This is a genomic window from Streptantibioticus silvisoli, assembly GCF_027947535.2.
Lineage (GTDB): Bacteria > Actinomycetota > Actinomycetes > Streptomycetales > Streptomycetaceae > Streptantibioticus_C > Streptantibioticus_C silvisoli.
In genome coordinates, this window is the sequence record NZ_JAAGKO020000009.1 from 20,792 (window position 1) to 33,189 (window position 12,398).

The 12,398-nt window shown below is 70.8% G+C and carries 11 protein-coding genes; 4 read left to right on the plus strand and 7 right to left on the minus strand.

Going from position 1 to position 12,398, the window contains the following annotated elements:
* The first annotated feature begins 221 nt into the window (after positions 1-221).
* From POF43_RS09060 to POF43_RS09075, 4 genes are read left to right on the plus strand one after another with little or no spacing between them, the layout of a single operon-like run.
* Complete coding sequence (locus POF43_RS09060) at positions 222-788, plus strand: SigE family RNA polymerase sigma factor (protein ID WP_271316548.1); 567 nt, start codon at positions 222-224, stop codon at positions 786-788.
* On the plus strand, positions 776-1,354 hold the full coding sequence (locus POF43_RS09065; protein WP_271316549.1) for a hypothetical protein: 579 nt from the start codon (positions 776-778) through the stop codon (positions 1,352-1,354). The genes POF43_RS09060 and POF43_RS09065 overlap by 13 nt, the downstream gene beginning before the upstream one ends.
* Positions 1,347-2,039 carry a two-component system response regulator CseB gene (cseB, locus tag POF43_RS09070; RefSeq protein ID WP_271316550.1) on the plus strand — a complete coding sequence of 231 codons (693 nt, stop codon included), beginning with the start codon at positions 1,347-1,349 and terminating at the stop codon, positions 2,037-2,039. The genes POF43_RS09065 and cseB overlap by 8 nt, the downstream gene beginning before the upstream one ends.
* A gap of 15 nt (positions 2,040-2,054) precedes the next feature.
* Entirely contained in the window at positions 2,055-3,308 is a 1,254-nt protein-coding gene (locus tag POF43_RS09075; RefSeq protein ID WP_271316551.1) for a HAMP domain-containing sensor histidine kinase, read from the plus strand.
* A gap of 187 nt (positions 3,309-3,495) precedes the next feature.
* Here the strand turns inward: POF43_RS09075 and POF43_RS09080 are convergent, their stop codons facing one another.
* The 7 genes from POF43_RS09080 to POF43_RS09110 all read right to left on the minus strand — a co-directional run bounded on the left by POF43_RS09080 (position 3,496) and on the right by POF43_RS09110 (position 11,864).
* Positions 3,496-5,094, minus strand: coding sequence for an MDR family MFS transporter (locus POF43_RS09080; RefSeq protein ID WP_271324532.1), 1,599 nt, complete (start codon positions 5,092-5,094; stop codon positions 3,496-3,498).
* Between the two features lie 804 nt (positions 5,095-5,898).
* A complete protein-coding gene (locus POF43_RS09085; RefSeq protein WP_271317318.1) occupies positions 5,899-8,427 on the minus strand; it encodes an ATP-dependent Clp protease ATP-binding subunit in 2,529 nt (842 codons plus the stop codon).
* Positions 8,428-9,058: 631 nt separating this feature from the next.
* Entirely contained in the window at positions 9,059-9,400 is a 342-nt protein-coding gene (locus POF43_RS09090; RefSeq protein ID WP_271317317.1) for a histone-like nucleoid-structuring protein Lsr2, read from the minus strand.
* A 165-nt stretch (positions 9,401-9,565) separates the two neighbouring features.
* Positions 9,566-10,183 carry an amino-acid N-acetyltransferase gene (locus tag POF43_RS09095; RefSeq protein WP_271317316.1) on the minus strand — a complete coding sequence of 206 codons (618 nt, stop codon included), beginning with the start codon at positions 10,181-10,183 and terminating at the stop codon, positions 9,566-9,568.
* A 9-nt stretch (positions 10,184-10,192) separates the two neighbouring features.
* On the minus strand, positions 10,193-10,609 hold the full coding sequence (locus tag POF43_RS09100; RefSeq protein WP_271317315.1) for a BlaI/MecI/CopY family transcriptional regulator: 417 nt from the start codon (positions 10,607-10,609) through the stop codon (positions 10,193-10,195).
* Between the two features lie 152 nt (positions 10,610-10,761).
* Positions 10,762-10,974 carry a hypothetical protein gene (locus POF43_RS09105; protein WP_271326146.1) on the minus strand — a complete coding sequence of 71 codons (213 nt, stop codon included), beginning with the start codon at positions 10,972-10,974 and terminating at the stop codon, positions 10,762-10,764.
* 260 nt (positions 10,975-11,234) lie between these two features.
* A complete protein-coding gene (locus tag POF43_RS09110) occupies positions 11,235-11,864 on the minus strand; it encodes a hypothetical protein (protein WP_282704495.1) in 630 nt (209 codons plus the stop codon).
* Between the last annotated feature and the right edge of the window lie 534 nt (positions 11,865-12,398).

Genomic DNA, 12,398 nt, shown 5'->3' on the forward strand with positions numbered 1-12,398 from the left:
TACCGGGAGCTTCCCGGTCGTATCGCCCGCGTAACCTCACGCGGGTTCCGGTTGTTACACAACTGACGGGTCGCTGTGAGCCGGCTGTGTGCTGCCGGTCGGTCATTCCGCAACAGCCGCTGCCTACCGTCCATGGAGTCGGCGCTCCCGCCGGCTGCGGACCGCGCCCACCGTGGCCCGTAACGGACGAGGTGGCGCGGTACGGAATGGAGGCGGCGGCCATGACGGCGAGCCCGGCGACCGAGGACAACGGCTCAACGCTCGACTTCGAGGAGTACGTGCGTTCGCGCCAGGAGTCCCTGCTGCGCAGCGCGCGACGCCTGGTGCCGGACCCGGTGGACGCCCAGGACCTGGTGCAGACGGCGCTGGCCCGCACGTTCCCCCGGTGGGAGCTGATAGCGGACAAGGGGCTGGCCGACGCCTACATGCGGCGGGTCATGATCAACACCCGCACCGAGTGGTGGCGTTCGCGCAAGCTGGAAGAGGTCCCCACCGACGACCTGCCGGACTCCGGCGTCGACGACAGCAGCGAGCAGTACGCCGACCGGGCGATGCTGCTGAGCGCGATGGCGGTGCTGGCCCCCAAACAGCGACAGGTCGTCGTGCTGCGACACTGGGAGCAGATGAGCACCGAGGAGACCGCCCGCGCCCTCGGCATGTCCACCGGCACCGTCAAGAGCACCCTGCACCGGGCCCTGGCCCGGCTGCGCGAGGAGCTGGAGCGCAACGCCTTCGGACGCGGAAGCGGCGGGCCGCAGCGTGTGAAGGAGGGTGCGTGCGCCGCATAGGTCCGGCCGGGGGCACGCTGTCCGCCGTCGCCCTGCTGTCGCTCGTCGTCATGACCGGGTGCAGCGAGGGCGGCGGTGTCCGCGTCGAGGGCGACGCCCCGGCCGCGGTGGTGCCGTCGCTCGCGCCGAGCCCGACCGGCGGCGACCGGATCGACCCGGTCTCCGTGCTGCGCCACGACCCGAAGGTGGGCGCCGACATCAAGGCCGCCCTCAAGCCCTGCGGCGGCGACGAGTACCCGGTCGACACCAGCTACGGCGACCTCACCGGCGGTTCCCGGCCCGATGTGGTGATCAATGTCTCCACCTGCGGCGACGGTGTGGGGTTGGGCGGATATGTCTACCGCGTGGAGAATGGCCGCTACGTCGACGTGTTCGGCGACGACACCCCGCCGGTCTACATCGACATCTCCCAGGGCGACCTGGAGCTGACCCGGCAGATCTACAGCCACCGGGACGCCGTGTGCTGCCCGTCCGGGGAGGACGTCTACATGTACCACTGGAGCAACGGCCGGTTCACCGAGACCTCGCAGACCCGCAACGAGTACGGGACCAGCGGCGATGACTGAGACGCACGTGCTGTTCGTCGAGGACGACGACGTGATCCGCGAGGCCACCCAGCTCACCCTGGAGCGCGACGGCTTCACGGTCACGGCGGTGCCCAACGGGATCGCCGGCCTGGAGTCGTTCCGCGCCCGCAGGCCCGACATCGCGCTGCTGGACGTGATGGTGCCGGGCATGGACGGCGTCAGCCTGTGCCGGCGGATCCGCGACGAGTCCACCGTGCCGGTGATCATGTTGTCGGCGCGGGCGGACTCCATCGACGTGGTGCTCGGTCTGGAGGCCGGCGCGGACGACTACGTCACCAAGCCGTTCGACGGTTCGGTGCTGGTGGCCCGCATCCGCGCGGTGCTGCGCCGGTTCGGGCACGCCGGCCGGGGTCCCGGTGAGGCGGCCGGCGCGGCGGCGGGGCCGTTGCGCTTCGGCGACCTGGAGATCGACACCGACGGCATGGAGGTGCGCCGGGCGGGTGAGCCGGTGTCGCTGACGCCGACCGAGATGCGGCTGCTGCTGGAGTTCTCCGCGGCGCCCGGCACCGTGCTGTCCCGCGACCGGCTGCTGACCAGCGTGTGGGACTACGAGTGGGGCGGCGACACCCGGGTCGTCGACGTCCACGTGCAGCGGCTGCGCGGCAAGATCGGCCAGGACCGCATAGAGACCGTGCGCGGCTTCGGCTACAAGCTCAAGGGCTGAACCGGGGTGGCCTGGTTGCGCCGCCCGAGGTCCGGGCCGGGTCTGCGGTGGAAGCTGACCGCCGCCATCGCCGTGGTGTCGGCACTGGTGGCGCTGGCCATGGCGGTCGTGGTGCGCAACGCGGCGCGGGTCGACATGATGAACAACTCCCGCAACCTCCAGGACGACCGGGTCCAGGTCGCCTCCCGCAACTACGAGTCCACCCACCGCCTGGTCTTCGGCGCCCGGATCAACGACCCCCGGCTGCCCGGGGGCTTGCGGCAGGCCGCCGAACGCGGCCAGCGCGCCACCGACATCGAGTACCTCAGCGGCGAGCCCATCGTGTGGGCGTCGATCCCCATGGCGGACAACAAGATCCTGTCCATCAGCAGCCGGTTCGTGGAGCCGGACGCCATCCTGGACAACCTCGACGGCGTCCTGGTGGTGGACTGCGCCGCCGTCGTACTGGCCGGCTCGGCGCTGAGCGTGCTGGTCGGCGGTTCGCTCTCGCGCCGGCTGCGCAAGGCCGCGGTCGCCGCCCGGCAGGTCGCCGAGGGCGCGCCGGACGTGCGGGTGCGCGACGCGGTGGGCCGCCGGGTGCGGGACGAGACCGACGAGCTGGCGCGGGCGGTCGACGCGATGGCCGACGCCCTCCAGGACCGGCTGGAGGCGGAACGCCGGGTCACCGCCGACATCGCGCACGAGCTGCGCACCCCGGTCACCGGGCTGGTCGCCGCCGCCGGGCTGCTGCCGCCCGGCCGGCCCTCCGAACTCGTCCAGGACCGCGCGCAGGCGTTGCGCACCCTGGTGGAGGACCTGCTGGAGGTCTCCCGGCTGGACAGCGCCGCCGAACGCGCCGACCTCCAGGAGATCCCGTTGCCGGACTTCGTGCGCCGCCGGGTGCGCGGGCTCGCGCCGGACGCGACGCTGACGGTGCTGCGCGAGGCCTGGGTGCACACCGACCCGCGGCGGCTGGAACGCGTGCTGGGCAACCTGCTGTCCAACGCCGAACGGCACGGCCGCGCACCGGTGGAGGTGGAGCTCGACGGCCCGCTGCTGCGGGTGCGCGACCACGGCCCCGGCTATCCGCGGGCCCTGCTGCGCGAGGGACCGAGCCGTTTCCGCACCGGTTCCAGCGACCGCTCCGGCCAGGGCCACGGCCTGGGCCTGACGATCGCGGCCGGCCAGGCCCGGGTGCTCGGCGCGAGTCTGTCGTTCCGCAACGACGACGGCGCCGTCGCGGAACTGCTGCTCCCCGAAGCGCCGGGCCCGGACAACGGCACGGCCTGACGGCACGCGCCGGGTCCGGGCCCGGGAACCGCCGGCGCGGCCGGGGGGGGGGGGGGGGGGGGGGGGGGGGGGGGGGGGGAACCGCCGGGGGTGTACGGGTGGCGGTGGGACCGCCGGGGGTGCGGTGCGGGCGGCCAACCGCTTGAGCACCGCGGGGTGGCGGCGGACCGCCTTCGGTGCCGGGGGATCAGACCTCGGCGACGGCCAGCGGTCCGACCGGGGTCTCGCCCTCGGCGCCGGGGGCCGGGGTGGCGCCGCGCAGCGGGATCTCCTTGACGAAGATCGCGGCCACGAAGCACAGCACCGCCATCGCGGAACCCCACAGGAAGACCTGGTGGATACCGCTGGTCACGCCGTGGAAGTAGGCGTCCTTCACCGCGGCCGGGAAGTGCTCGATGGCCTTGGGCGACTGCTGGGCCCCGCCGGAGCTGAGCTTCGCCGCCGCAGCCGGGCCGAGCCGGTCGGCCATCGTGGCGGTCACCTGGTGGGTGTAGAGCGCGCCGAACAGCGCCACGCCGAACGAACCGCCGATGGTGCGGAACAGCGTGGTGGAGGAGCTGGCGACGCCCATGTCCTTCATCTCCACGCTGTTCTGCGCGACCAGCATGGTGATCTGCATCAGGAAGCCCATGCCCATGCCGAGCGGCACCATGAACAGCCCGGAGGTGAACCGGGTGGTGTGGACCGTCATCGTGGACAGCAGGTACAGGCCGACCACCATCAGCGGGGAGCCGATGACGGGGAAGATCTTGTACTTGCCGGTGGCGCTGGTCATCCGGCCGGCGACGACCGAGACGACCATCATGCCCAGCAGCATCGGCATCAGCAGCAGGCCGGAGTTGGTGGCCGACGCGCCCTGCACGGACTGCTGGTAGAGCGGCAGGAACGTCATCGCGCCGAACATCACGAAGCCGACCAGGAAGCCGATCACCGTCATGAGCGAGAAGTTGCGGTTGCGGAAGATCCGCAGCGGCAGCACCGGTTCGGCGGCCCGGGTCTGCGCGAGGACGAAGGCGGCCAGCGCCAGCACGCCGCCGACGCCCAGACCGATGATGATGGGCGAGCTCCACGCGTACTGCGTGCCGCCCCAGGTGGTCAGCAGGACCAGCGCGGTGATGCCGACGGTCAGCAGCCCGGCGCCGAGATAGTCGATCCGGCTCTGCGAGCGCTTGCGGGGCAGGTGCAGCACGATGGAGACCATGATCAACGCGACCACGCCGAGCGGCAGGTTGATGTAGAAGCTCCAGCGCCATCCCCAGTTGTCGGTGATGAAGCCGCCGACCAGCGGGCCGCCGATCATCGCCAGCGCCATGACGCCGGCGATCATGCCCTGGTACTTGCCCCGCTCACGCGGCGGGATCAGGTCGCCGATGATCGCCATGACGCCGACCATCAGACCGCCGGCGCCGAGCCCCTGCACCGCGCGGAAGGCGATGAGTTCGTTCATCGACTGCGACAGGCCCGACAGCGCCGACCCGAACAGGAACAGCACGATCGAGGTCAGGAAGATGCCCTTGCGGCCGTACATGTCGCCGAGCTTGCCCCAGATCGGGGTGGAGGTGGCGGTGGCCAGGGTGTAGGCGGTGACCACCCACGACAGGTGGTTGAGGCCGCCCAGTTCGCCGACGATCGTGGGCATCGCCGTGCCGATGATCATGTTGTCGAGCATGGCCAGCAGCATCGCGATCATCAGACCGAGCAGCACCACGCGCACGCTGCGCTGCGGTCTGCCCCCCTCTCCGACGCCCTTCACCACGGGCGCGGATATGGACTCGGCTTGTGACATGGGTGAACTCCCCCGTTGAGGCGGCGTCGGGCTGACTGTCGGAATCGACTTACTTGCCGCCCGACTAGTATAAAGATTTCATCAGGCCCCCGCAGCCACCCTCCCGCTGTGATATCGGACGCTTTTCGACGATTCAACCGGCCGGTCTTCCCGTTCGGCATATGCCGTTCCCCTGCGAACTCAATCCAGCGCCGCCGGTCGTGACGGCAGCACGAGCCGAATACCCGCATTATCGGACACTTTGCCGGAGATCGCGACATGATGACCTGGAATGTCCGCTTACCGCATGGGCGTCAATCCGCTCGGCGCCGGACGCATTGACACCGACCGGCTCGGACGGACCCGGCGGGAATGGCGGCCGGGGACAACGGGCGCACGCGTGCGGACGACGGCCCATCGCCCGCAGACTGCCACACCCTCCGCCCACCCGCCACGCTTTTTCCGGTCACTGAGGGGGTTCCCTGAATCTGCGGCCACCGGGGTTTCCGTGGCCCGCGGGACCGTGGGTGCTGTCGGCGGCGCGGCGGATCGCGGTGCGGCGGCCCACGGGGTTCCGTCGCCGGCGAGGTGGATCGCGGTGCTGGCGCACAGAGGCCCCGTCGCCGGCGAGGTGGATCGCAGGTCCCGCCCGTCACCGGCGCGGCGGATCGCGGTGCGGCGGCCGGCGCGACCGGCGGGCGGACGGGCCCGCGGACGGGGAAGGCGGGCAACGCAAGCGGGCAGGGAAAAGGGCCGCCCCCGGTGGGAAGTCCCACCGGGGGCGGCCCCGCGTTCCGTACCTGCTGCTACCAGGGCTCAGGCGTCTCAGACGTCCTTGCTCAGGTTCGGCGTGCCACCACTGCCGGCCGCCTCGATCGGCGGGGTGTCGGCGACGGTGACCTTCTCCTCGCCGCGGAAGGTGAAGGCGGCGTTCTCGCCCTCGCCCTCCGTGCCGACGACCACGATGTGGCCGGGGCGCAGCTCGCTGAAGAGGATCTTCTCCGACAGGGCGTCCTCGATCTCGCGCTGGATGGTCCGGCGCAGCGGCCGGGCGCCCAGCACGGGGTCGTAGCCGCGCTTGGCCAGCAGCGACTTCGCGTCCGCGCTCAGCTCGATGCCCATGTCGCGGTCCTTGAGCCGCTCGTCCACCTTGGCGATCATGAGGTCGACGATCTGGATGATGTCTTCCTCGCTGAGCTGGTGGAAGACCACGATGTCGTCGACACGGTTGAGGAACTCCGGCCGGAAGTGCTGCTTGAGCTCTTCGCTGACCTTCGCCTTCATCCGGTCGTACCCGGACTTGACGTCACCCGCGGCGGCGAAGCCGAGGTTGAAGCCCTTGGAGATGTCGCGGGTGCCGAGGTTGGTCGTCATGATGATGACGGTGTTCTTGAAGTCGACGACCCGGCCCTGGGAGTCGGTCAGCCGACCGTCCTCCAGGATCTGCAACAGGGAGTTGAAGATGTCCGGGTGGGCCTTCTCGACCTCGTCGAACAGGACCACGGAGAACGGCTTGCGGCGCACCTTCTCGGTGAGCTGGCCGCCCTCTTCGTAGCCGACGTATCCGGGCGGGGAGCCGAAGAGCCGCGAGACGGTGTGCTTCTCGCTGAACTCCGACATGTCGAGCTGGATGAGCGCGTCCTCGTCGCCGAACAGGAACGCGGCGAGGGTCTTGCTCAGCTCGGTCTTACCCACACCGGACGGGCCGGCGAAAATGAACGAGCCACCGGGACGCTTGGGGTCCTTCAGACCCGCGCGGGTGCGGCGGATCGCCTGGGACAGCGCCTTGATGGCGTCCTTCTGGCCGATGACGCGCTTGTGGAGTTCGTCCTCCATGCGCAGCAGCCGGGAGGACTCCTCCTCGGTGAGCTTGAAGACCGGGATGCCGGTGGCCGTCGCCAGGACCTCGGCGATCAGCTCCTCGTCCACCTCGGCGACGACGTCCATGTCGCCGGCCTTCCACTCCTTCTCCCGCTTGGTCTTCGCGGCCAGCAGCTGCTTCTCCTTGTCGCGGAGCGAAGCTGCCTTCTCGAAGTCCTGGGAGTCGATGGCCGACTCCTTGTCCCGGCGCACGTCGGCGATCTTCTCGTCGAACTCGCGCAGGTCCGGCGGGGCGGTCATCCGGCGGATGCGCATCCGGGAGCCGGCCTCGTCGATCAGGTCGATCGCCTTGTCCGGCAGGAAGCGGTCCGAGATGTACCGGTCGGCCAGGGTGGCGGCGGCGACCAGGGCGGAGTCGGTGATGGAGACCCGGTGGTGGGCCTCGTACCGGTCCCGCAGACCCTTGAGGATCTCGATGGTGTGCGGGAGCGAGGGCTCGGCGACCTGGATCGGCTGGAAACGGCGTTCGAGGGCCGCGTCCTTCTCCAGGTGCTTGCGGTACTCGTCCAGCGTGGTGGCGCCGATGGTCTGCAGCTCGCCGCGGGCCAGCATCGGCTTGAGGATGCTGGCGGCGTCGATCGCGCCTTCGGCGGCGCCCGCGCCCACCAGGGTGTGCAGCTCGTCGATGAACAGGATGATGTCGCCGCGGGTGCGGATCTCCTTGAGCACCTTCTTCAGGCGCTCCTCGAAGTCACCGCGGTACCGGGAACCGGCCACCAGGGCGCCGAGGTCCAGCGTGTAGAGCTGCTTGTCCTTCAGCGTCTCGGGGACCTCGCCCTTGACGATCGCCTGGGCCAGGCCCTCGACGACGGCGGTCTTGCCGACGCCGGGTTCGCCGATGAGGACGGGGTTGTTCTTGGTACGGCGGGACAGCACCTGCATGACCCGCTCGATCTCCTTCTCGCGCCCGATGACCGGGTCGAGCTTGGTTTCACGAGCAGCCTGGGTCAGGTTGCGGCCGAACTGGTCCAGGACCAGCGAGGTGGACGGCGTGCCCTCGGCGGGACCGCCGGCCGTGGCCGACTCCTTGCCGGTCTGGTAGCCGGACAGCAGCTGGATGACCTGCTGCCGCACCCGGTTCAGATCGGCGCCCAGCTTGACCAGGACCTGGGCGGCGACGCCCTCGCCCTCGCGGATCAGGCCGAGCAGGATGTGCTCCGTACCGATGTAGTTGTGGCCGAGCTGGAGGGCCTCGCGGAGCGAGAGCTCCAGGACCTTCTTGGCACGAGGGGTGAAGGGGATGTGCCCGGACGGGGCCTGCTGGCCCTGCCCGATGATCTCCTCCACCTGCTGACGGACCGCCTCGAGCGAGATCCCGAGGCTCTCCAGGGCCTTAGCGGCGACACCCTCACCCTCGTGGATCAGGCCCAGGAGGATGTGCTCGGTGCCGATGTAGTTGTGGTTGAGCATCCGGGCTTCTTCCTGAGCCAGGACGACAACCCGCCGCGCGCGGTCGGTGAACCTCTCGAACATCGTTAATCGCTCCTCAGAGCGGTCAGGCAGATCGGGGCCGGTCCCCTCCCTGTCCTTCCGCATGCTAGTCCCGGCGAGCAGGACAGCTCACTTCAATCGTCCGCCAGCTCTGCGGAAAGCACTGCCCCCGCAAGGCCGACTACAGCTGCAACTAGATGGTGCGAGACGATGTTCCCGCAGGCCAACCGGAATACCCATATTCCGGTACGCCCGTGGCGAACGCCGCCCGACCGACTTCCTCGTCGCCCTGCCTCACTAGGACTTTCTTACCCGCCCGCACCGACAATCCATGCCGCGCGCACCCGGTGTGTCTGCTACCAGCGAACAACCCCGCGCCGTCCCTGGCCCCCGTACGCCCCCACGTGGTAACGCGTCGATCTCGCGGCGTGCGGCTGGTGGCCGCCCGCCTCCCCCGTGCGGTCGGCACCGGCGAGTGCCCCCGTAAGGCAACCGGGGCCGGTGTCGCGCACATGGGTCGGTCCGATCGGCGGGATCCCGGCGCCCGACGTGCCCCGCGGGGCAGCGAACGCCGCTGGGATTCCCGGACCGCCATGCGGTCGGTCCCTCCGGCGCCGGATGTGACATGGAGTCCGTGCGGACTCGCCGTCCGTCACCCGGCTCGGCGGACCTGTCAGCCGTGCGCCTTCTCGTACGCCTCACGAACGGTGCCGGGGACCCGGCCGCGGTCGTTGACGTCATAGCCGTTGTCCTTGGCCCAGGCGCGGATCTTCGCGGTGTCCTGGCCCGCGGAGCCGGCGGCCGCGCGGGTGGCGCGTCCACGGCCGCGAGCGGCCCGGCCACCGGTCTTGCGGCCGGCGTCCACGTAATCGGCAAGCAGCGTCCGCAGCTTGTCCGCGTTTTCCGTGGTGAGGTCGATCTCGTAGGTGGCGCCGTCGAGGGCGAAGGTGACGGTCTCGTCAGCCTCGCCGCCGGTGATGTCGTCCACAAGAAGGACCTGGACCTTCTGTGCCACGGGCTTCCCTTTCATCGATATGGTCCGGGGAGTGCCCCGGCATAAAGGAGTACGGGTAAAAGGAAACCCCTTTTCCCCGGAAAACTCAAACCCCTGGACAGGGAGAGCACGGGCATGCCAGGCGCAACATGCGCCTTGAGCAGGGCGCGATTCGGACAAACCCGATCACAGATGCAAGAGCATCCGGCTGTTGCCCAGGGTGTTCGGCTTCACTCGTTCGAGGTCGAGGAACTCGGCGACACCCTCGTCATAGGAACGCAGTAGCTCGCTGTAGACATCCATGTCCACCGGAGTCTCACCGATCTCGACGAAGCCGTGCTTGGCGAAGAAGTCAACTTCGAAGGTGAGACAGAAAATTCGGCGTACGCCGAGCCAGCGTGCTGTCTGCAACAACTTACCCAGAACGAGGTGGCCCACGCCTTTGCCGTGCAGGTCCGGCCGGACGGCCAGCGTGCGCACTTCGGCCAGGTCCTCCCACATCACGTGCAGCGCCCCGCACCCCACCACCTCGGCGTCCTCGTCGCGTTCGGCGACCCAGAACTCCTGGATGTCCTCGTAAAGGGTGACGGTGGGCTTGCCCAACAGGATGCGCTCGTGCACATAGCCGTCGAGCAACTGCCGAACGGCCGGCACATCACTGGTCCGGGCCCGGCGGAGCGTCACGACATTCCCGAACGTCCCCGAAGACGTGGCCGAAGAGGTGCCCGAAGAGGCAGCCGAAGAAGCGGAAGGGGATGGCGGGGAGGAAGGGGAACCGGAAGCACCGGGCGGTTCGCAGGACATACCACGACGCTATCGCCCGCGTTCTTCCCCGGTGTCGGCGGGTTCGTCCCCGTCATCGGCACCCGCTTCGGGCTGCACGATCCGCGAAGCGTCCCGCAGAGCTTCCCGTTGTTCCGGGGACATCATGCTGAAGAACTGGACGAGAGCGGCCGCCGGGTTGTCACTGGCGGCCCAGGCTTCGTGCATGAGTGCGGCCGCGTAGGCGGCACGGGTGGAAACCGCCTCATAGCGATAGGCGCGCCCTTCGTGTTCCCGGCGCAGCCAGCCCTTCTGATGGAGGTTGTCCATTACGGTCATGACGGTCGTGTAGGCGATGGACCGTTCCTGCTGCATGTCTTCCAGGACTTCGCGGACCGTGAGCGGGCGGTTCCACTGCCACACCCTGGTCATGACCGCGTCTTCGAGATCTCCCAATGGCCGTGGCACACCTGAATTGTAGAGGCAAATGTCACAGATGCGGCTTTTTCGGCGCCGCAGGGAGGGTCGCGGGCGGCCGCAGCCGCCCGGGCGCCGGCCGCGGGGCGGGCGCGGGGGCAGGCGCGGGGCGGGCGCGGCGGCGGCTCAGGGGCGGGCCCGGATCAGGCGGAGGCGGTCCCGCCACCGGTGGCGGCGGCACCGGGGACCGCGGCCTCGGTCTGCCGGTCGGCCTCGGCGCGGGCCAGGATGGCGTCCACGGCCGCGTCCTCCCTGGAACGGTTGGCGCCGCCCTGGTGCTTGATGATCGTCCTGACCAGAAGCGTGAAGCCCACGGCCATGACGAGCGGCGGGACGATCGCGGAGACGTAGTCCACGGTTGGCACAACTCCTTCTCCGGCGCCGGTTCCGGGTCGGTCCGGACGGCTTTCGGTGGGTCCAGAGTAGCCACGCCCTCCGCGCCGCCCGACGAGAGGTGTGCGATCGGACGTTCTTCCCACCTGCGGGGAAATCTGTGCGAATTCTGTGCGGCCCCGCGTCCACCCTCCGCGGCGGCCCCCTTGGCGCCGGCCCCGGTGTCCCGCCTGGCGCCGGATTCGGCGTTCTCCTTGGCGCCGGCCCCGGCCGCATTCGGTATTCAGTCCGCGGGCCGGTCACCGTCGGGCGGCGTGCCGCGCCGGGGCGGCCAGATCTCGGCCGGGGTGGGCACCCGGCGGCCGGGTTCGGCCTCGGCGGGGTCGGCCGGGCGGGGGCCGGGATCCGGGGCGCCGGACGAGCCGGTCCGGCCGCCGGGCAGCGCCAGCAGCCGGGCCCGGCCGGCCGGCGGACGGGCGCCGAGCCGTTCGCACCGGTGGCGCAGTCCGGCACGCCGGAAGGCCTCCGCCGGGGTGCAGGGCACCGCGGCCAGCCCGCGGACCGCGGCCAGGTCCTCGGGGGCGGGCGGACAGCCGTCGTCGAGGGCTTCGGCGAGCCGGTCGAGGTAGCCGAGGGCGGCGCCGGGCAGCGCGGCGCGGTGCCGGGCCAGGTCGGCGGCGGCGAAGGCGCGCCGGCGGGCCGCCTCGCCGACCGCCTCGTCGAGGTCGTGCACCAGCCGCCGCAGCAGCGGCGCCTGCGTGGTCTCGTCCGGCCCGCGGGCCGGGGCGGGCACGGCGGGCGGCGCCGGCGACCGGAAGTCAGGACCGAGGGCCTCGGTGAGGGCACGCCGCACAACGCGCACTTCGTCCGCACTGAACGCCATGCCGCCCCGGGCGCCGATAGGCGTGGGCATGCGCCGACTTTACGTACTAAACGCACAAATCCCCGCAATGACGCGCGGCCGGAGTGTCCGGCCGCACCGGCACCGGACGAGCGGCACGCTTCGGCCCATTCGGCCCGATCCGCCCCCGGGGGCGGCGCGTCTTTGCGGCACGTCTACACGGCACGTCTTCGCGCCCGGTCCAGGCGATCCGCTGGCGCGATGCGTTTCGCGGCGCATCCCCGCGGCACGTCTCCGCGCCCGGCCCCGGCGATCCGTTCGCGCGGCGCCTCTCCGCGTCCGGCCCGTAATCCGCCTGCGCGGCACGTCCTCGCGGGCTGCTCCGGCGGTCCGACGCCGTGTCGTGCCCCCGCAGCGCGTCTCCGCAGGCCCGGGGCTCGCACCTCAGCGATCCGTCCCCACGGCACGTCCCCGCGCCCGGTCCCGGCGATCCGCTGGCGCGGCGCGTCCTCACGACGCATCCCCGCGGCACGTCTTCACGGCACGTCTTCACCACGCATCCCCGCGGCACGTCTCCGCGCCCGGCCCCGAACGCGACGCATCCCC